We start from the raw sequence: 18,327 nt of genomic DNA, 5'->3' as shown, positions 1-18,327 counted from the left end.
AACACGCTTGCCATCGGCTACGGCAGCCTATCGGGCGCAATTTTGCTTGCGAACCGATTGTTGCCAAACGGCATCTTGTCGGATCGGTACGGGCCTGAACGTCGCCATGACTATGCGCTGTGTGCGCGGGGAACCTGGTCGAGAGAGGATTAAAAGCAGGAGCTAAATGGCTGAGCCTAAAACAAAATTGACATCCAGGGCAATCGTTGCAGCTTCCAGCGGCAACGTTCTGGAGTGGTATGACTTTACGGTCTACGGCTTTCTCGCACCGACGCTGGCGACCCTGTTTTTTCCGTCCGAGGACAAGCTGGCCTCGCTCCTGTCCGCGTTCGCGGTTCTGGCGGTCGGTTACGCGGCGCGGCCGGTCGGCAGTGTCATTTTCGGGCATATCGGCGACCGGATCGGTCGGAAGGCAGCTCTCATGATTTCCGTGCTGCTGATGGGCGGGGGATCCTTTTCGATTGCAGCGCTCCCGACCTATGAACAGGTCGGCCTGACGGCCGCGTTCCTGCTTGTGACCATCCGTGTCGTTCAGGGAATTTCCGTCGCAGGCGAGTACACGGCATCTGGCGTGCTTCTGGTGGAGCAGGCAGGCGAGGGGCGCAAGGCAATGACCGGCGCCTGGGTCGCCTTTGCCATGATGTGGGGCTGTGTTCTCGGATCGGCTGTTCCGGCAGGGCTCAGTTCCGTCTTCAGCTCCGAGCAGATGACGGACTGGGGCTGGCGGGTCCCGTTTGCGCTTGGTGGCGTCGTCGCCATCTTCAGCGCAATCCTGCGTCTCAGTCTGACGGAGTCCAGGCGCACCAAGGGCCCGGAGGAAGATACATCTCCGATCATCCAGAGCCTGCGGGATCATTCCGCACTCATCGGCCAGATGGTCCTGTTGCTGATCCCAACGGCCGTGATCTATTTCGTCATCTTCGTTTATGCAGTGTCTTACCTGAGTTCAGAAGCTGGATTTTCATCCGCGTCCGCGCTCGATATCACCACCATCAACCTGATCATCATGGCGCTGTTTGTGCCGGTGTGCGGGCTGGCGGCAGACCGGTTCGGAGTGCGCCCGGTGTTCATGGCCGGTGCCATTGCAACGCTGATCCTCGCCGGGCCAAGCTGGTGGCTTATGCATCGCGCGGATACGATTTCCGTATTTGCAGGCCAGCTTGGCCTGACGCTCGCGAGCACGGCGGGTTGGGCGTTGTCCGTCACCGTTCTGACGATGACGGCTCCGGCACATCTGCGCTGCAGCGTTGTCGCCCTCGGCTACAATATCTGCATGGCCGTCTTCGGTGGGACAACGCCGATGGTCGCGACGTACCTGATCAACAGGACGGGGGATGATTATGCGCCGGTCTATTACGTGATTGTCGCCACGCTGGTCGCGATCCCGGTCATCTGGCGGTTGCCGAAACTGATCGAGAAGGCGCAGCAGCTGGCGGTGGTCAATGGCGCGGAAAAGTCCGCGACCTGAGGGCAAAAAACAGGAAACCGGCCGTCCGGCCGGTTTCTCTTGCGTTCATTCGTGTGCCTTCAGGAAGCCTTGGCCGCGGGCAGTTCGATATCGATGCCGAGTGTTGTGACATCCCCCGAGCGGTCCATTTCCAGACGGACCGAGTCCGGGTCGATCTCGACACGTTTGGCGACCACCGCCAGGATATCTTCCCGCAGGCTTGAAATCAGAACGGCGTCCGAACCGTCGTCGGCACGCTCATGCGCCAGCAGAATTTGAAGCCGGTTTTTGGCGACCGAGGCGCTTTCGCCTCTTTTGCCAAAGAGGCTCAGGATGTTCATGCCGCCCTCCCTTTGAAGAGTTTGCCGAACAGGCTCTTCTTTTCCTCGGGGATCGTGACCGGGATGTTTTCGCCCAGCAGCCGGCGCGTGGCTTCCATGTAAGCCTTTGCCGGCGGCGAGTTCTCGTCTGAAAGCGTCACGGGAAGACCGACGTTGGAAGCTTTCAGGACGTCCTTGCTTTCCGGCACAACGCCGATCAGCGGAACGGAAAGGATGTCGACGACATCGTCGGTCGCCAGCATGTCGCCCGTCTTGGCCCGGTCCGTGTCATAGCGCGTGATCATAAGGTGCTTGGGCATCCGACCGCCGTCTTCGGCGATTTTCGTCTTGGCGTCGAGCAGGCCGATGATGCGGTCGCAATCGCGCACGGATGACACTTCGGGGTTGGACACGATGATGGCTTCATCCGCATGGCGCATGGCCAGCGTGGCACCGCGCTCGATCCCGGCCGGACTGTCACAGATCACGTAGTCGAAATAGCCGCGCAATTCGGTGATGACGGCCTCGACGCCTTCCTCGGTGAGCGCGTCCTTGTCGCGCGTCTGCGAGGCCGGAAGCAGGTAGAGATTGTTGAGTTTCTTGTCGCGCACCAGCGCCTGCTTGATGGACGCCTCGCCGCGAACCACATTCACGAGGTCGAAGACCACCCGGCGTTCGGCACCCATGATCAGGTCGAGATTGCGCAGACCGACGTCAAAATCGATCGCGCAGACCTGGTAGCCTTCCTTGGCAAGCGCCGAGGCAATCGCAGCGGTTGTTGTCGTCTTGCCGACACCGCCCTTGCCCGACGTGACCACAACGACAGTGGCGTTGCTCATGGTGTCCGTCCTGTATGTTCCGGGCCGGCCGACCTTCAGCCGGGCCTCGTTAGTTCAGTCCTTCGAAGACCAGCGTTTCGTTCTCAAACCGGATTTGCGCAGGCGAATTGCGCAACGTGCCGTCGAAATCGTCCGCGACCTTGTAAAGTCCGTTGATGGAAACAAGCTCGGCATCGAGCTTGGTGCAGAAAATCCGGGCACTGTCCTTGCCCGCGACGCCTGCCAGAGCGCGCCCTCGCAAGGCGCCGTAGATATGAATGGAGCCGCCGGCAATGATCTCGGCGCCGGAGCTGACGGAACCGATCACGGTGACATCGCCGTCGGGATGCAGAATGCTCTGTCCGGAGCGAACGTGGTCGGAAATGACGATGGACGAATCTCCCTGCTTTGCGCTTTCGCGCTCAAGCTCATCCAGAGACTTGGCAAAAGAATGGCCATTTGTGTCGGAGGCGCTTGCGGCGCTGCTGGAAGGGACGTCCTTCTCTTTTACCTGTGGATTGTCGTCGTCGGCAGCTTCGTCAGCCTTGCCGGTTTGTGTGGCGGGTTCGGGCACATCCACTTCCGCCGTCAGGCGGCCGCCGCCAAAGCTGGGCGGCATGCCCTGTTTCAGCCGCGTTCCCGAAATCCCGTCAATACCCATGACGCGGATGGACCGTTCTCCGAGGCCGTCAAGCACATGTTCGAGGTCTTCGATCGGAATATTGCTGCCGCGAACGTCAAGAATGATGGGCCGGTCGATAAAGAAGCCTGGCGAGCGCTCGATGATCCGGTCAAGCTCCTTGAACCAGCCGTCGAACGGCTGTTCCGGGGCTAGAACGATGGCAATAAAGGATTTTCCCTTGAACTTCATTGAAGAGGTCCGGCGGCACTGTCTGGTCAGGTGATTTGGTCGAATAAACCTAGCATTAACCGGACCTTGCATCCGATGAGCGGTCCGTTTTCCACCGATATCGATTTTTTCGAACAATTTCAGTCAATTGACTGTTCAGCCGATCCTGATCGCTGATTGGTGCGGTCGGGGCTCGCCAGATCTACCGAGCCTCGCGGGTAGAATCAGGGTTGAAACGTGGCGCAAATTTCCTTGGCCCGAACAGGACTTAACGAAAATCCGGTAAAAGACTGGATTTTCGCCATATTGCAGCGCACTATAAGATGTAAGTAGTTTTCCAGCGTGCGGCGCTTGGGGTGATAAAATGAGTAATTTCAGTGATATAGTTCGATACATAGGCTTGACGGCCGACGAGGCTGCCGCTGCTCTTGATGTGTCGAAGGATGAAATTGTTCGCTGGTGCGAAACAAGCGAAGCGCCGCCGCTGCATATCTGGCAGGGGCTGCTGCGCATGCTCGACGAGATCCGTTTGTCCGCCGAAGAGGCGGCGAAATCCGCCGATCTCGATCATCTGGAGGCCGATGACCTCAACAGTGTCCGCCTGACAGTTCCGGGGCAGGCCGCCTCCGAGTTCGACGGCCCGAAACGCGCCGCGACCGCGCTTGCCGTCGCAACGCTGGCACGGGTGTTCGTCTGAGCGGCTTGGCGATGGGTCCGAAAGCGCGCATTCCCGGTGAATTTTACATTCCGGGCGGCCGTCGCACTGTTGCAGGTGCCTAATTTCTGGTATTGACGGGTTTCTAAGCGTTTTTCCCGAAAACCCGGCGCGCCAGTCTCGATGTTGCGCAGGCGTCATCTTGAATTGCGGGTTTGCGCGACAAGCAACCAGATCAGAACGATCCAACAGGGCTCTGGCAATGACAGCTACGCTCAAGGGACTCTTTGCCGCGCTCGGGGCATTCGCTCTGTTTTCGACGCATGATGCGGTGATCAAGTCGCTCGGCGCGACTTACGAAGTGTTTCAGATCATCTTCTTCTCGATGCTGTTCGCCTTCGTGCCCATGTCGATCATCATGCTGGCCGACAAGGCTATCGACAATTTCCGCCCGCACTATCCGGTGCTGGTGCTTTGCCGCGCCGGCCTTTCGATTGTTGCCATGTCCTGCGCATTTTACGCCTTCACCGTACTGCCGCTTGCCGAGACTTATTCGCTGCTTTTTGCAACGCCGCTGCTGGTTACCGCTCTCTCCGTTCCGCTTCTCGGCGAAACGGTCCGCATGCAGCGCTGGGGTGCCGTGGTCGTCGGCCTCATCGGTGTCCTGATCGTGCTGCGCCCGGGTCTTACCGAACTGACCGCCGGCCATGTCGCAGGACTGACAGCGGCCGCGGCCAGCGCCATGTCGTCCATTCTCGCCCGGAAACTCGGCGGCAAGGAACGGCCGGCCGTCCTGATCCTGTTTCCGATGCTGCTGTCGATGCTGGTCATGTCGATGACCCTGCCGGTCGTTTATGTGCCCGTGACGCTTCCGGATCTGGGTCTGATGGCGATCGTCGGATTTTTGTCCGTGCTCGCCCAGCTCTGTATCCTGGGCGCCTATCGGGCTGCGCCCGCCGCCTTCGTCGCACCGCTGCAATACAGTCAGATCCTGTGGGCGACCCTGTTCGGTGCGCTGTTCTTTGCCGAGACCCCGGACCGCTATGTCGCCATTGGCTCCTCGGTGATCATCCTGTCGGGCATGTTTGTCGTCTGGCGCGAAAGCCGAGAGAACGTCTCGGAAAAGACACCTGTTCTGCGTACCGCCAACCCGCGCGTCGACACCGGCCCGCAGCCGAAATAGCGGGGAGCGCCGGCTGCGCCCGTTCGGCATCGACGTATCGGTTTTTGCCTTGGTCTTGCCTTCCACCGTCATTGCCATGACTTGAGCATGGCAATCCATGCGAATCACGGCCCGGTCATTGAGGAGAGGCAATGGCATGGATTGCAGGGTCGAGCCCTGCAATGACGAGGAACATGTAAGGCCCGGGAGAAGTTCGCTCCGCATTGGTGACACCCCGAAATGAAGAGGGAGCCAGGTGATGGCGGTACCGCGATGTCGCCTCATCCTGAGGAAGCGCGGCAGCGCTGTCTCGAAGGAAAGGCCGCATACTCATACCCTCGACACCCATCCTTTGAGGCTTCGCTTTGCTACGCGCCTCAGGATGTGGCCGTTGCTGCGGACGCGCAATGGCATCCTCAATCCAGCCGTTTCTTGAAACGCAAAGCGGCGACAATCATGCCGAGGACGAAGAACCCGCACATCCAGATCACGTCACGGTGCAGGTCGATAAGGTCGGCATCCCTGAGAACGAAGCCCCGGACCATGCGCATGAAATGGGTCGCGGGGAAGGCTTCTGCGATGTACTGGGCGATCACCGGCATGCCCTCGTAAGGAAACATGAAACCGGACAGCAGGATCGACGGCAGCAGCACGAAGACCGTCATCTGGGTCGCCTGCAGCTGGCTTTGCGCAATGGTCGACAGGACCAGCCCGAGCGACAGGCTCGCGCCGATGAAGAGCAGCGTGCCGATAAAGAGATCGAAGGTCCTGTCGCCGAACGGCACATTGAACAGCACATGCCCCAGCCCGAGAATGATCACCGTCTGCAGAAGGCCGATGAAGATGTAAGGGATGATCTTGCCGATCATGAGTTCAAGCGGGCGCACAGGCGTGTTGATCAGCATTTCCATGTTGCCGCGCTCGCGTTCCCTGACGATCGCAGCGGATGTGAACATGATCATCGTCATGGTGAGAATGATCCCGACAAGGCCCGGTACGATATTGATTGCCGTTATCTGCTCCGGGTTGAAGAACAGGGCGACTTCAAAGGTTGGCGTGGAGCGGTTGGGCGCCTGCCGGTTGAGTTCCGACAGGGGCATCGACCTCAGCGCCTTGATGGCACCGGCGATCATCGTGTCGGAGCCGTCGACGATCCATTGCGCGACCGGCCTGCTGGTTTCCTCATCCGTTGACGGTGGTGTGCCGAGGCCGACGGCAGGGGAGCGCGCGATGCGCTGGGAAAGGTCTTCCGGCAGAATGAACGCGGCGCGTACCCGTGCCGCCTTGATGGCTGCTTCCGCTTCTTCCGGTGTGGTCAGCCGCTCGGTCACCTTGACCACCCGTGTCGCTTCGACCATCTGGATCAGGATGCGGCTGAGGCCGGTCTGGCTCTGATCGACGACGGCGACCGGAATGTCACGGATATTCGTGTTGATGGCATAACCGAACAGGATCAGCTGGATCAGCGGGATCATGATCACCATGCCGAAGGTCATGCGGTCCCGTCTGAGCTGCGCCAGCTCCTTGAAGAAAATCGCCGATATGCGGGAAAGCGATCTCATTGCCGGCCCTCTCCGGTTGCGGTCACGAAGACGTCTTCCAGATTGGGCCGGACGCGTTCGATGAGGGTCGCGCCATCCGTCTCGGGCTTCTCCTTCAGAAATGTCTCGGGGTCCGGAACATCGTCCTTGACCAGGACGCGCAACCGCGCGCCCAGCTGGGCCGCGGCCATGATGCCGTCCAGCCCAAGCAGGCGCCGCCGGATGTCGCGCAGGTTCGGGCCCTCGATTTCCACGACATTCGCGCCCATGGCGGCCATCAGCTCCTTGGGCGCGCCGTCCGCCCGTTTCTGTCCGGCTTCCAGAATGGCGATCTTGTGGCAGCGCTCGGCTTCATCCATGAAATGGGTCGTCACGACGATCGAAGTGCCGCCGTCGACAAGATCGAACAGCTGTTCCCAGAAATGCCGCCGGGATTCCGGGTCCACCGCCGAGGTCGGTTCATCCAGAAACAGAAGCTGCGGCTCGTGCAGGACGGCCGTTGCCAGCGCCAGGCGCTGGCGTTGGCCTCCGGACATCTTGCCGGCGAACCGTCCCTTGAGGTCGGTGAGGTCGTAGCGCTCCATGACCTCGCCGATCCGTGCCTTTCGCCGCGCGCCGGTGAGGCCGTAGATCGTCGCCATGAAGTTGAGATTCTCCTGCACGGTCAGATCGCCGTAGAGCGAGAACGTCTGGGTCATGTAGCCGATCCTGTATTTCAGCGTCTCGGCGTCCTTGGGCACCGATAGACCCAGCACTTCAACACTACCTTCCGTAGGTGTGAGCAGGCCGGTCAGCATGCGCATCGCCGTTGTCTTGCCGCAGCCGTTCGGCCCCAGAAAGCCATAGATCATACCGCGCTCGATGACGAGATCGAGCCCGTCGACCGCGCGGAAATCCTTGAATTTCTTGACGAGCCCCGTTGCCCTGACGACGACTTCGGTATCCGGTTCGCTCACGGCAGCACGACCTGTGCCGGTACGCCGTTGGGAAGATCGGACGCACTGTCCGGCAACTGGATTTCGGCGACATACATCAGCCGCGCGCGCTCCGACTGGTTGAGCGCGTAATAGGGCGTGAAGGAGGGATCGGAACTGATCCACCGGACCTCGCCCTCAATCGTGTTGTCGAGACCGTCAATCCGCACCTGAAGACTGTCGCCTTCCTTGACTTTCACCCGGTAGGGTTCGGGCACATAGACGCGGGCATAGGGCGCAGACCCCGCCAGCATGACCGCGACCGGGCTGCCGACCGTGACGCGCTCACCGAGGTTCCACGGCAGGCTGTCAAGGACGCCATTCCGGGAGGCCGTGATCGTCAGGTCGGAGAGGATCGTTTCCTGCGTTTGCAGATTTGCCTCGGCGGCAGCAAGCTCGGCCCGGGCGATCTGGATGTCTTCCTCCCGGGAACCGATTTCAAGCTCCTTCAGGTTCTCGCGCGCGCCGTCAAGACTGGCAGCTGCTGCGTCCCGGCTGGCACGGGCGCTGTCCAGCTGCGCCTGGCTGGTGGTGCCCCGCGTCGTCAGATCGTCATAGCGTTCGAAAGAGGCTTCCGCGTTAAGAAGGTTCGCGCGGGCGCTGGCAACGCTGGCGCGGGCCTGGGCAATTTCCTCCGGCCGCGATCCGTTGATCAGCTTGTCGAGGTTCGCCTTGTTCTTTTGCACCTCGGCCCGCGCCTGGTTGACGACGGCCTGCTGCTGTGTCGGATCCAGCTGGGCCAGGATGGTGCCCGCTTCGACAAAGGTGCCCTGGGCGACAGGCAGATCGACCAGTATCTCGTTGGCGGTGGCGGTGAGCGCAACCCGGTCCCTTTCGAGCGTACCGAGCGCCACATTGCCGTCTTCGCCGAAACAACCGGCCAGAAGTAAACAGGCCGCGCTGACGGGAGCAGTGCGCAAGAGCAACGAAAACATCAGGTCCTCCAGTCATTCAGCGACATGTCGCAAGTCGTCTGGCCACCTTAATGTGACGTCCGGCCGGAAACCAAGTGATGAAAATGGCGATGGTTTTTCTGGAACCACGCCGGCGCAATGATGCGATACGAAAAAGCCGGGTCGGAACCCGGCTTGTTGCTGTCATGCTGGCGCTACGTCAGCTGGCGCGCCTGAAAACATTGTACCACCGTTTCTTTGGAACCTTGATGGCCCGCTCGAGGATCTCGGCGGCGTAAAGGGCCGCGTTTTCCCTGGCCTTTGCGACACCGGAAACAACTTTCGGGTCGAGACCGGCAAGCCCGCCGCCGAATTCGAACAGGTCCCGGAAGGCGGCGCGTTCCACGATCGGTGTCATCAGGACGTCGATGTTCTGGGCTGCCAGAAAATCCTGCACTGCCTTCATGGCGCGGGTCGTCACGGCCGCATTGGTGCGCGTCAGCACGACACAATGGTTGATGTCCTGCCGGACGATCTTTTCCAGCTTCTTGATCAGTGTCAGGATCTTGGCGCCGCCGCGCGCATCCATTGAAGACCCCTGGATCGGGACGACAACCAGATCGGACACCGACAGGGCGTTGGCGACGATCAGGTTTTCCGTTCCTTCCAGATCGACGATCACGTAATCGGATGTCTCGCTCGCATGCGTGATCTGCTCGGTGATGGAGGCCGGTGACATTTCACTGACGACCGAGATGCCGGGGCAATGCTCGGGCAGGTCGTGCCATTTGGAGATCCATTTCTGCGGGTCTGCGTCGAAGATCGTCACGCGCTTGCCCCGCGCCGCGACTTCTGTCGCAAGCAGCAAGGCGGCCGTGGTCTTTCCGGCGCCGCCTTTTGCATTTGCAAAGGAAATGACTGGCATCTGTGTTCTCCTGAACTAGCCGTGCATTGTCTTGCGGTCGGGCCTCTTGCGGACCTTTGTGTCCTGCAGTCTTGGATTTTTATGGTTACCAATTCCTTAAATTCGCAATTTGCGAACGAGTTATTCAAAATACGCTCTAAGATGTGGATAACCTTAAGGAATTCCTCGGTAATTATTGCAGTGACAGATTGTGAAAACCGGTCTTTTGAGTTGATTTTCACGTGATCGGCGATCGCCTGCGGTCCGGAGCCGGGAAAGCGCCATGTTCGGCAATTGCATTCCGGGGCGGGGATGAACACCTGCTTTTGCTGCCTCCGCAATTGCACTGACCCGGAGCGGCGCGTAGTCTGGCCTGCAAATCGAGTGAACGCGCCGCCCGAATGAAGGACCCAGAATGCTGCAACGGTTAATGTCAGTCGTCCCGGCCCGATTGGCCAGAGCCGTCGTTCTGGGAACACTCGTCGCATGGGCGGGAGGCGCACAGGCGGACGCGCTTAAGCCCTACAAGGATCGCCTCTTCAAATACAAGAAGATTACCGAGACCCTTTATGACGGTGACTTCATCGTCGTCGAATATTCCAAGCAGCGCGACCTGCGCGACCGCGATGAAGTCGACGAACGCAAGGTCTTCGGCAATTACGTCTCCTACAAGCCCAAGCGGGGCAGGGGCAGCGCGGAGCTCCAGGCCAACGGCCGCACGATCACCTATATGGGAACCGGCAAGTGGAAGGGCGGTGCCCGGATGGTCGTGATCTACATTCACGGCCAGGGCGGCAACCGGTTCCAGGGCATGAATGACGTTTCCTTCGGTGGCAATTTCAACCGGATCCAGAACCTGATGGTGCGCAACGGTGGGGCCTACCTGACCGTCGACATCAAGAACTTCGACAAGCGCGGCACGGCGGATGTCGCAGCCCTGATCCAGTATCAGAAACAGGTCTCTCCGGGCGCGAAAGTGGTCGTCGCCTGCGGCTCCATGGGCGGCATCATCTGCTGGAACCTTTTGCGCAATGCCGGTTATTCGAAGCTTCTGAGCGGCATCATGCTGCTCGGCTCGCCCAAGGATCCGAACATTTTCGGCTCCGGCGCGCTGTCGCGCAACGTTCCGATCTATATGGGTCAGGGTACATTGGACCGCGTCTACAACTGGGAAACCCAGGCGAACTTCTTCAAGCAGATCAAGTCGCGCGCGCCGAACTATCCCATCAAGTTCACGCTGTTCGACACCGGCACACACGGCACACCCATCCGCATGACCGACTGGCGGTTGGTGCTCAACTGGATGTTGCGATAGCCAGGTTGTCCGGGTTACGCGGTTTCGTATTGCGCGAGGCGAGCATGGAGACAGGGAAAGACTTGATTGGCAGGTTCCGTGTCATCTGCTCTGCCTTGGCTGCTTTGGCTATACCAACTGCGATCTGGGGAAGTGATTTTTTTGCCCTTGTCTCGTTTGGCATACTCTTCGCCACAATGCTGCTCGCGTGGTCTGTGAAGGATGAAATCACGCTTGCCGAATATCTTGTCTGGGTCGGAGTCCTGGTACTTAGCCTTTTAAACCTGCGGCAAGAACTGGTTTTCCCGCAAGCCTATACAATGTCCTGGTTCACTGAAAATCGAGCTACGTTGCTCGTACCGACGCTGGCTGGCGCGGTCACGGTCGGTATGAGCACTCGTTTGGTCCTTGATTTTACGATAAGCGGTTACAGGAGGTTGAAAGGATGAAGAAACGGATTTGCAAAATTGGTCTCCAGTGCATCGCTTGGACGGCGCTGCTCGCGACTACTTCTTTTGCGGATGATCCGAAGGTCATCCTTGAGGCGGTCGAGAGCGATCCCGGCACCGTCAAGATCACCGGCAAGATCCTGACCGAAACGTCTGCTGACTGCGCCGACTATGCCAGTGCCTATTCCTCGGAAATCACAGATGTTCAGCAGAAGAGATCGCTCAGCGGGGCGGTGATCGTTACCGCACAGGACGACACCTGCACGATCCAGTCGAACGGTATCCCAAACCACGATGTCGGCGGTGATTCCAGACGTGACTTTGCCTCCGAAGTCGCCGCGATCGGTCATTCATTCTTCATTACACGCAAGCCGGAATTCAGCGGAGAGATTACCGAACTCGGACATACGAATTTCGATGCGGTGCTGTTGAATGGCGCAGTGGTCGACATCCAGTCGGCAGGCTGCTACCGGCCATCGAGCCCGCAGGCCGATGCCAACGGCAATGTTCTGGCGGGATGCCGGGCCGACGACCCCTGGCTGCTTGATCCCATGTCGCCGCTGGCAACCTTTGCCGAGGACAACCACCACGCCCACACCCAGCCGGACGGGCGCTATCACTACCATGGCAATCCGAACGCGCTTTTTGACGACAATCCGGGTCCGGATGGCTCGCCTCTCATTGGCTTTGCGGCAGATGGATTTCCGGTCTACGGCTCTTACTTCAGGGACGAAACCGGGAGCGTCAGAAAGGCCGTGCCGGGATACACGCTGAAGTCCGGAAACCGTCCGTCGGCTGACGGCAATCCGGGCGGTGCCTATAACGGGCTTTACCGCTCGGACTATGAATTCACGGGCGCCGGCGATCTGGATGAATGCAACGGCATGACCATCAACGGCCAGTACGCCTATTACGTGACCGACGCTTATCCCTGGATCGTCGCCTGTCTGCGCGGCACGCCGGACGCCTCGTTTGACAAGCCGAGGTAAAGGCTCCTGACGGCCTTTGTAACCAGAACCAGCGTCAGGTCTTTGCCTGTGATTTGACCGCAAGCAACCCTTCGGCAAGATGGTCGAACACGGTGCGGATGCGCAGGCTGGTATGCAGCTCGCGATGGGTCACCAGCCAGATCGGGAAGCTGAGCGAAGGCACATCCTCAAAGGCGGGCACGATTTCCGGGCAGCGGGCCGCTATCTCGTCCGCACCGACCCCGAGACCGAAACCCAGCCGGACATATTCCCAGGCAACGAGCAGGTTCGGCGAACTGATCTTGATATTGGCCTGTGTGACGTCCAGACCAAGAGCGCGCAGGTAGCCGATCAGTTGCTCGTTGTCTTCGTATCCCAGGAAATCGAGATCAGGGGCGTCGTGCTTGGTCAGCGTCCGTCCGAATTGTTCGAGATAGGAACGGGCGGCGAAAATCCTGCCGTTCGCGTCGCGCAGTTTCCGGGCATAGAGTTCCGGGTGATCCGGTGCGACGTGGCGAATGGCAATATCGGCTTCCCGGCGGCGCAGGTCGCTCAGGCTGTTCGTTGAGATAACCCGGACCTCGATGCCCGGCGCTTTCCGGCGCAGATCCTTCAGAATGTCCGGCAGGAGATAGGCGGCCATGACGTCGGTCGTGGAAATGGTGACCAGCCCCTCGATCTGCTGCGACTGGCCGGAGGCGGCAAGGGACACACGGCTCGCCGCTTCACCCATTGAACGCACGTGTTCGGCGAGTTCGACACCGGCCTCCGTCAGCATCAGGCTCTTGTTGACCCGCTCGAACAGGGTCACGCCGAGCGCTTCTTCGAGCGCGGCCACCTGGCGGCTCAAGGTCGGTTGGGTCAGGCCGAGGGCCCGCGCGGCAGCCGAAAGCGAGCCTTCCTCCGCGGTCACGAGAAAGGCGCGCGCCTGATTCCAGTCAAAAGTGATGCTCTGCCAGTTCATGCAAATTTGTATATCACCTAACGAGATTTCGGCAATTTCTATTCAAATGCGTTGGGGGTAACAAGCGCTCGAAAGGAGTTCCCCATGTGTCCGCATTCGTTCGCCGTGGTGTTTTTGAAAATCTGCATAGCCTGCCTTGAATTCGTGGCCTCACCGGGCGGCGGCCGGGCGATCGGCCGCGGCATTCTCAGCCGGATCGGTCTGCGCGGGCGTGGGGAGTGACCATGACACTTGAACAACACGCGCCGCAAATCCCGGTTTTCGAACGCCGGCTCGGCTCCTGGCAGATCGCTGTCAGCCGGGACGGTTACGGCACCGAACAGTTGCGCGCCGCTTACGACGCATGTGCCCCGCGCTGGGACCGCAAGATCGGAAGGCTTGGTTTTCCTGTGGCGTATCGCGAGGTTGTGCGACACGCCGCACTCGGCCTGACGGCCGAGGATGAAACGCCGGTGAGGGTGCTGGATTGCGGCGTTGGCACCGGTGCAATGTCATTGGCCCTGGCAGGTGAAATGTCCGAGGCGTTTGACCTGTCGGCGGTCGACATATCGCCGGTCATGCTGGAAGAGGCATCCGCAAATCTCCGGCGTGCCGGGATCGGTTGCCGGGCGGATCTCGCCGACATCTCGGCCTTGCCCTACGCGAGCGAAAGTTTCGATTTCGTGATGTGCGCGCACGCGCTTGAGCACCTTGCGGACCCCGAAACGGCGCTGGCGGACATGTGCCGGGTACTGAAACCCGGCGGCAGGTTTCTGTTGGTGACGACCCGCAAGTCGGTCTTCGGAGCCTTTGTGCAGTTGAAGTGGCGAACGCATCGGTTCGATGCGGCGATGGTGCACCGGCAATTGCAGCACCAGGGCCTTGAGGAGCTGACGGCTTTGCAGGTCGGGTCAGGGCGCTGGACCCGGTTCTGGAGCACGGCCGTCGTTGGCCGAAAGCCCGCAATCCATGAAATTGGAGCGTCAGGCGACGTGGAACACGCGGCCTGACGCGCGACATGATAAGGAATGACAAACAATGACCATCACCTGGACTGAAGACATGACACCCTCGACACGGTTCTGGGACAAGATCGCGGATAAATATGCAGCTTCGCCGATCAAGGATCAGAGCGCTTATAAAAAGACGCTGGCCCGCACTGTTGAACATCTGGGGCCGACCGATGACGTCTTGGAACTCGGCTGCGGGACCGGTTCGACCGCACTGCTTCTTGCGGGCAACGTGTCATCTTATCTGGCGACGGATTTCGCACCGGGCATGATCCGCATTGCTGATGAAAAGCTTGTCGCGGCAAAAGCGGAGAACACGGTTCCCGCCGGGCTTCGCTTTGCCGTTGCCGACGTCTTCAGCGAGGCGGTCGACAGTGGCACCGGTTACGATGCCATCCTTGGCTTCAACTTCCTGCATCTTGTCGAAAATCCCGAAGACCTGCTTGCCCGTGTCCACGGTCTTTTGAAGCCCGGCGGTCTCTTCATTTCGAAAACGGTCTGCCTCGGCGACAAGGCCTGGCTGTTCGTGCCGATGATCAAGGTGATGCAGCTCTTCGGCAAGGCCCCGTTCGTACGGGCATATACGTTCGCCGATGTCGAAGCGCTGATCGGCAAGGCCGGTTTCGACATCATCGAAACGGGCACCTACCCGGAGCCGCGCAGCCGGTTTGTCGTCGCCCGGAAGATCTAGGCGGGCATCGGCAATCAGACGACTGATTTCGCTCACGAACAGGTTCTGACGATCTCCGCGATTTCGCCAAGCTGACCGGCGAGGGGGCTGGACTTGCGCCAGACCATGCCGACGGTCCGCGTGGGCTCGGGATCCTCGAAGCGGCAAACGGACACAGAGGCGGACCGGGTTTCGACGGGCACTGCCATTTCCGGAATGAGTGTCACGCCCATTCCGGCGCTGACCATCTGAACCAGTGTCGACAGCGAACTGGCATCGAGCACTTCGCGCGGCGGGCCGGAGGGCAGGTTGCAGAAGGACAAGGCCTGATCGCGGAAGCAATGACCTTCCTCAAGAAGCAGAAGCCGCATTTCGCGCAACCGGTCGGCGCTGGGCATAGGGGCGTTCGCCTCGCTGGCCGAGCGCACGAGCATAAAGGTTTCGTCGAACAATGGTGTTTCGGCAAGCGATCCCTCGGAAACCGGCAGGGCGACGATCGCGGTATCCAGCTTGCCTTCGCCGAGTTCCTGAATGAGCTTCGGCGTGACCGTCTCGCGCACATGGATCTCAAGCTCCGGATGCTTTTCGGACAAGGCCCCGATGACCCGCGGAAGCAGGTAAGGCGCGATCGTGGGGATGACCCCGATGCGCAGCCGTCCGACAAGCCGGTCGCGCGAGGCACGGGCCAGGTCCCCGAGTTCTTCCGCGGCGCGCAGAATGTCCCGGGCACGCTCCACGGCCACCTCGCCGAAATGCGTCAGTCTGACCTGCCGAGGCCCGCGTTCGATTAGCGAAGCACCGAGCGCTTCCTCCATTTCCTTGATCTGCATCGACAGGGCCGGCTGCGAAATCGCGCAGGCATCTGCCGCCTTGCCGAAGTGGCCGTGACGGGCGAGAGCCTCGAAATATCGAAGTTGTTTCAGCGTGATGTTTATCATAAGTAAAAACTATCAAAGCGATCAGGAAATTCAACTTCTTCTGATGATCGTGCTCTGCTAGTTTGGAATCACACCAGACTGGAAACGTGCGATCGGCATCTTAAATGTAGTCACACGGACCGGGTTTGGGACCAAATCACGGAGTTCTCCGGCCAACTGCCAGCATCGGGACTGTCAACGCGTTTGTGAAAGCGCGTGCCCTGTCAAAATGCTGTCACCGGGCCGGGGTTTTGTAAGCGCGGTGCGTCGCACCGCGACTCGAAATGGAGAGGAATATGGACGCAAAAGTCGACAAAGCGGGCGGATGCCCGGTCATGCACGGCGGTAACACGTCGATGGACAAGCCGGTTACGAAATGGTGGCCAAATGCGCTCAACCTCGACATTCTGCACCAGCACGGTGCCCGGACAAACCCGATGGACCCGGACTTCAACTTCCGCGAAGCCGCAAAGGGCCTGGATCACGAAGCCGTCAAGGCTGATGTCCGTGCGCTGATGACCGACAGCCAGGACTGGTGGCCGGCCGACTGGGGTCATTACGGCGGACTGATGATCCGTCTGGCATGGCACTCGGCAGGCTCCTACCGCATGCAGGACGGCCGCGGCGGTGCCGGGTCTGGCAACATCCGTTTCGCGCCGCTCAACTCCTGGCCGGACAATGCCAGCCTCGACAAGGCGCGCCGTCTGCTGTGGCCGGTCAAGAAGAAATACGGCAACGCCCTGTCCTGGGCCGACCTCATCATACTGGCAGGCAACATGGCCTATGAAACCATGGGCTTCAAAACCTTTGGTTTCGGCTTTGGCCGCGAGGACATCTGGGGTCCGGAGACCGACGTCTATTGGGGCTCCGAGCAGGAGTGGCTCGCCCCCTCCGAAAACCGTTACGACAACCTTGACGACGCATCGACGCTGGAAAACCCGCTCGCAGCCGTGCACATGGGTCTGATCTACGTGAACCCGGAAGGGGTGAACGGCAACCCGGACCCGGTCAAGACCGGTGCGCATATCCGCGAAACCTTCAAGCGGATGGCCATGAACGACGAGGAAACCGCTGCCCTGACCTGCGGCGGTCACACGGTCGGCAAGGCGCATGGCCGTGGTGCCGTCGACAAGATCGGTGTCGAGCCGGAAGCAACCGGCGTCGAGGCACAGGGTCTCGGCTGGTCCAACCCTGGCCAGGACGGCAAGGCAACCAATGCCTTCACCTCCGGTATCGAAGGAGCATGGACCAAAGAGCCGACCAAGTTCGACATGGGCTATTTCGACTACCTCTTCAACTATGAATGGGAACTGACCAAGTCGCCGGCTGGCGCATGGCAGTGGAAGCCGGTCGACATGCCGGATGCCGAAAAGCCCGTCGATGCGACCGATCCGTCCATCCGTCACGACCCGATGATGACCGATGCCGACATGGCCATGAAAATGGACCCTGTCTACAACGGGATCTGCCGCAAGTTCATGGAAGACGAAGCCTACTTCCGTGACACGTTTGCCCGCGCCTGGTTTAAATTGACCCACCGCGACATGGGCCCGCGCGCCAACTATCTCGGACCGGACGTGCCTGCCGAAGACCTGATCTGGCAGGACCCGATCCCGGCAGGGTCGACCTCTTATGACGTCGATGCGGTCAAGGCCAAGATTGCTGCCAGCGGTCTCTCCGCTGCTGAGATGATTGCGACCGCCTGGGACAGTGCACGTACGTTCCGCGGCTCCGACAAGCGTGGCGGTGCCAACGGTGCCCGTATCCGGCTTGCCCCGCAGAAAGACTGGGAAGGCAACGAACCGGCACGTCTGGGCAAGGTTCTCGCTGCCCTTGAGCCGATCGCGGCCGAAAGCGGTGCATCGCTTGCCGATGTCATCGTACTTGCCGGTAACGTTGGCGTCGAGCAGGCCATCAAGGCTGCCGGTTTCGACACCGCCGTTCCGTTCAGCGCGGGCCGTGGTGATGCGACCGACGCACAGACCGATGCGGAAAGCTTCGAGGTTCTGGAGCCACTTGCGGACGGCTTCCGCAACTGGGAAAAGAAGGACTACGCAGTCAGCCCCGAAGAGATGATGCTCGACAAGGCGCAGCTTCTCGGCCTGACAGCACAGGAAATGACGGTTCTGGTCGGTGGTTTGCGCGTTATCGGCGCCAATCACGGCGGCTCCAAGCACGGTGTCTTCACCGACCGCGAAGGCGCGCTGACGACGGACTTCTTCGTCAACCTGACCGACATGTCCAACAGCTGGCTGCCGGCTTCCGACGGAACCTATGAAATCCGCGACCGACAGCTCAATACGCTGAAATGGACGGCGACCAGTGCGGATCTCGTCTTCGGTTCCAACTCGATCCTGCGCGCCTACGCCGAGGTATACGCCCAGGACGACAACCAGGCCAAGTTCGTCAAGGATTTCGTTGCCGCCTGGACCAAGGTCATGAACGCGGACCGTTTCGATCTGGCGTAAGCCAGTCCTCACTGAGGGAGAGACACCAAGGCCGGCCCCGCAAT

Annotated in this window: 19 protein-coding genes; 10 read left to right on the top strand and 9 right to left on the bottom strand. The window is 60.2% G+C overall.

The genetic code is table 11. From position 1 onward, the window contains the following. Window positions 1-166: 166 nt before the first annotated feature. Entirely contained in the window at window positions 167-1,468 is a 1,302-nt protein-coding gene (locus RBB49_RS13740) for an MFS transporter (RefSeq protein ID WP_306143388.1), read from the top strand. Window positions 1,469-1,527: 59 nt separating this feature from the next. On the opposite strand, the gene minE is transcribed toward RBB49_RS13740, so the two are convergent. The 3 genes from minE to minC are packed head-to-tail and all read right to left on the bottom strand — an operon-like array spanning window position 1,528 to window position 3,456. Beyond that, entirely contained in the window at window positions 1,528-1,788 is a 261-nt protein-coding gene (gene minE / locus RBB49_RS13735; protein ID WP_305986260.1) for a cell division topological specificity factor MinE, read from the bottom strand. After that, window positions 1,785-2,606 (bottom strand): septum site-determining protein MinD, encoded by an 822-nt coding sequence (gene minD, locus RBB49_RS13730; RefSeq protein ID WP_306143387.1) that lies wholly within the window; start codon window positions 2,604-2,606, stop codon window positions 1,785-1,787. Before minD ends, minE begins: the two co-directional genes overlap by 4 nt. A 49-nt stretch (window positions 2,607-2,655) precedes the next feature. Then, window positions 2,656-3,456: a septum site-determining protein MinC gene (minC, locus tag RBB49_RS13725; RefSeq protein ID WP_306143386.1), complete on the bottom strand. Its 801-nt coding sequence runs from the start codon at window positions 3,454-3,456 to the stop codon at window positions 2,656-2,658. 343 nt (window positions 3,457-3,799) lie between these two features. Here minC and RBB49_RS13720 point away from each other — a divergent pair, with 343 nt between their 5' ends. Both RBB49_RS13720 and RBB49_RS13715 read left to right on the top strand, forming a co-directional pair. Then, window positions 3,800-4,132, top strand: coding sequence for a hypothetical protein (locus RBB49_RS13720; protein WP_306143385.1), 333 nt, complete (start codon window positions 3,800-3,802; stop codon window positions 4,130-4,132). Between the two features lie 220 nt (window positions 4,133-4,352). After that, complete coding sequence (locus tag RBB49_RS13715; protein ID WP_306143384.1) at window positions 4,353-5,273, top strand: DMT family transporter; 921 nt, start codon at window positions 4,353-4,355, stop codon at window positions 5,271-5,273. A 395-nt stretch (window positions 5,274-5,668) separates the two neighbouring features. Here the strand turns inward: RBB49_RS13715 and RBB49_RS13710 are convergent, their stop codons facing one another. The 4 genes from RBB49_RS13710 to RBB49_RS13695 all read right to left on the bottom strand — a co-directional run bounded on the left by RBB49_RS13710 (window position 5,669) and on the right by RBB49_RS13695 (window position 9,585). Further along, the gene (locus tag RBB49_RS13710) at window positions 5,669-6,814 is read right to left on the bottom strand and encodes an ABC transporter permease (RefSeq protein WP_306143383.1); all 1,146 of its coding nucleotides are present in this window, start codon (window positions 6,812-6,814) and stop codon (window positions 5,669-5,671) included. Continuing rightward, window positions 6,811-7,749: an ABC transporter ATP-binding protein gene (locus RBB49_RS13705; protein WP_306143382.1), complete on the bottom strand. Its 939-nt coding sequence runs from the start codon at window positions 7,747-7,749 to the stop codon at window positions 6,811-6,813. The genes RBB49_RS13710 and RBB49_RS13705 overlap by 4 nt, the downstream gene beginning before the upstream one ends. Continuing rightward, window positions 7,746-8,702 carry an HlyD family secretion protein gene (locus tag RBB49_RS13700; protein ID WP_306143381.1) on the bottom strand — a complete coding sequence of 319 codons (957 nt, stop codon included), beginning with the start codon at window positions 8,700-8,702 and terminating at the stop codon, window positions 7,746-7,748. Before RBB49_RS13700 ends, RBB49_RS13705 begins: the two co-directional genes overlap by 4 nt. A gap of 178 nt (window positions 8,703-8,880) precedes the next feature. Then, complete coding sequence (locus tag RBB49_RS13695; protein WP_306143380.1) at window positions 8,881-9,585, bottom strand: ParA family protein; 705 nt, start codon at window positions 9,583-9,585, stop codon at window positions 8,881-8,883. A 394-nt stretch (window positions 9,586-9,979) separates the two neighbouring features. On the opposite strand from RBB49_RS13695, the gene RBB49_RS13690 reads away from it, so the two are divergent. Genes RBB49_RS13690 through RBB49_RS13680 form a run of 3 tightly spaced genes read left to right on the top strand, consistent with a single transcriptional unit; the run spans window position 9,980 to window position 12,296 of the window. After that, window positions 9,980-10,879 (top strand): alpha/beta hydrolase, encoded by a 900-nt coding sequence (locus RBB49_RS13690; protein WP_306143379.1) that lies wholly within the window; start codon window positions 9,980-9,982, stop codon window positions 10,877-10,879. Between the two features lie 44 nt (window positions 10,880-10,923). After that, window positions 10,924-11,307 carry a hypothetical protein gene (locus tag RBB49_RS13685; protein ID WP_306143378.1) on the top strand — a complete coding sequence of 128 codons (384 nt, stop codon included), beginning with the start codon at window positions 10,924-10,926 and terminating at the stop codon, window positions 11,305-11,307. Continuing rightward, the gene (locus tag RBB49_RS13680) at window positions 11,304-12,296 is read left to right on the top strand and encodes a YHYH protein (protein ID WP_306143377.1); all 993 of its coding nucleotides are present in this window, start codon (window positions 11,304-11,306) and stop codon (window positions 12,294-12,296) included. Before RBB49_RS13685 ends, RBB49_RS13680 begins: the two co-directional genes overlap by 4 nt. A 34-nt stretch (window positions 12,297-12,330) precedes the next feature. On the opposite strand, the gene RBB49_RS13675 is transcribed toward RBB49_RS13680, so the two are convergent. Beyond that, window positions 12,331-13,239, bottom strand: a complete 909-nt coding sequence (locus RBB49_RS13675) for a LysR family transcriptional regulator (protein ID WP_306143376.1) — start codon at window positions 13,237-13,239, stop codon at window positions 12,331-12,333. A gap of 84 nt (window positions 13,240-13,323) precedes the next feature. Here RBB49_RS13675 and RBB49_RS13670 point away from each other — a divergent pair, with 84 nt between their 5' ends. Genes RBB49_RS13670 through RBB49_RS13660 form a run of 3 tightly spaced genes read left to right on the top strand, consistent with a single transcriptional unit; the run spans window position 13,324 to window position 14,919 of the window. Then, window positions 13,324-13,461 carry a hypothetical protein gene (locus tag RBB49_RS13670; RefSeq protein ID WP_306143375.1) on the top strand — a complete coding sequence of 46 codons (138 nt, stop codon included), beginning with the start codon at window positions 13,324-13,326 and terminating at the stop codon, window positions 13,459-13,461. A 2-nt stretch (window positions 13,462-13,463) separates the two neighbouring features. Beyond that, on the top strand, window positions 13,464-14,228 hold the full coding sequence (locus RBB49_RS13665) for a class I SAM-dependent methyltransferase (RefSeq protein WP_306143374.1): 765 nt from the start codon (window positions 13,464-13,466) through the stop codon (window positions 14,226-14,228). Between the two features lie 28 nt (window positions 14,229-14,256). Then, entirely contained in the window at window positions 14,257-14,919 is a 663-nt protein-coding gene (locus tag RBB49_RS13660) for a class I SAM-dependent methyltransferase (protein WP_306143373.1), read from the top strand. A gap of 32 nt (window positions 14,920-14,951) precedes the next feature. Here RBB49_RS13660 and RBB49_RS13655 read toward each other — a convergent pair whose 3' ends face one another. Next, complete coding sequence (locus RBB49_RS13655) at window positions 14,952-15,836, bottom strand: LysR substrate-binding domain-containing protein (protein ID WP_306143372.1); 885 nt, start codon at window positions 15,834-15,836, stop codon at window positions 14,952-14,954. Between the two features lie 275 nt (window positions 15,837-16,111). Here RBB49_RS13655 and katG point away from each other — a divergent pair, with 275 nt between their 5' ends. After that, on the top strand, window positions 16,112-18,283 hold the full coding sequence (katG, locus tag RBB49_RS13650; protein ID WP_306143371.1) for a catalase/peroxidase HPI: 2,172 nt from the start codon (window positions 16,112-16,114) through the stop codon (window positions 18,281-18,283). Window positions 18,284-18,327 lie beyond the last annotated feature (44 nt).

The sequence above is a fragment of the Roseibium sp. MMSF_3412 genome, assembly GCF_030733265.1.
Lineage (GTDB): Bacteria > Pseudomonadota > Alphaproteobacteria > Rhizobiales > Stappiaceae > Roseibium.
Note: the sequence above shows the minus strand (reverse complement) of the source record. Positions and strands in the feature narration are given on the sequence as shown.

Bases quoted from the DNA above. Each gene is read 5' to 3' on its own strand.
- RBB49_RS13660 (WP_306143373.1), top strand. From the start codon at position 14,257: ATGACCATCACCTGGACTGAAGACATGACACCCTCGACACGGTTCTGG.
- minE (WP_305986260.1), bottom strand. From the start codon at position 1,788: ATGAACATCCTGAGCCTCTTTGGCAAAAGAGGCGAAAGCGCCTCGGTC.
- RBB49_RS13710 (WP_306143383.1), bottom strand. From the start codon at position 6,814: ATGAGATCGCTTTCCCGCATATCGGCGATTTTCTTCAAGGAGCTGGCG.
- RBB49_RS13695 (WP_306143380.1), bottom strand. From the start codon at position 9,585: ATGCCAGTCATTTCCTTTGCAAATGCAAAAGGCGGCGCCGGAAAGACC.
- RBB49_RS13670 (WP_306143375.1), top strand. From the start codon at position 13,324: ATGTGTCCGCATTCGTTCGCCGTGGTGTTTTTGAAAATCTGCATAGCC.
- katG (WP_306143371.1), top strand. From the start codon at position 16,112: ATGGACGCAAAAGTCGACAAAGCGGGCGGATGCCCGGTCATGCACGGC.
- RBB49_RS13715 (WP_306143384.1), top strand. From the start codon at position 4,353: ATGACAGCTACGCTCAAGGGACTCTTTGCCGCGCTCGGGGCATTCGCT.
- RBB49_RS13680 (WP_306143377.1), top strand. From the start codon at position 11,304: ATGAAGAAACGGATTTGCAAAATTGGTCTCCAGTGCATCGCTTGGACG.
- minD (WP_306143387.1), bottom strand. From the start codon at position 2,606: ATGAGCAACGCCACTGTCGTTGTGGTCACGTCGGGCAAGGGCGGTGTC.
- RBB49_RS13700 (WP_306143381.1), bottom strand. From the start codon at position 8,702: ATGTTTTCGTTGCTCTTGCGCACTGCTCCCGTCAGCGCGGCCTGTTTA.
- RBB49_RS13675 (WP_306143376.1), bottom strand. From the start codon at position 13,239: ATGAACTGGCAGAGCATCACTTTTGACTGGAATCAGGCGCGCGCCTTT.
- RBB49_RS13665 (WP_306143374.1), top strand. From the start codon at position 13,464: ATGACACTTGAACAACACGCGCCGCAAATCCCGGTTTTCGAACGCCGG.
- RBB49_RS13720 (WP_306143385.1), top strand. From the start codon at position 3,800: ATGAGTAATTTCAGTGATATAGTTCGATACATAGGCTTGACGGCCGAC.
- RBB49_RS13690 (WP_306143379.1), top strand. From the start codon at position 9,980: ATGCTGCAACGGTTAATGTCAGTCGTCCCGGCCCGATTGGCCAGAGCC.
- RBB49_RS13685 (WP_306143378.1), top strand. From the start codon at position 10,924: ATGGAGACAGGGAAAGACTTGATTGGCAGGTTCCGTGTCATCTGCTCT.
- RBB49_RS13655 (WP_306143372.1), bottom strand. From the start codon at position 15,836: ATGATAAACATCACGCTGAAACAACTTCGATATTTCGAGGCTCTCGCC.
- RBB49_RS13740 (WP_306143388.1), top strand. From the start codon at position 167: ATGGCTGAGCCTAAAACAAAATTGACATCCAGGGCAATCGTTGCAGCT.
- minC (WP_306143386.1), bottom strand. From the start codon at position 3,456: ATGAAGTTCAAGGGAAAATCCTTTATTGCCATCGTTCTAGCCCCGGAA.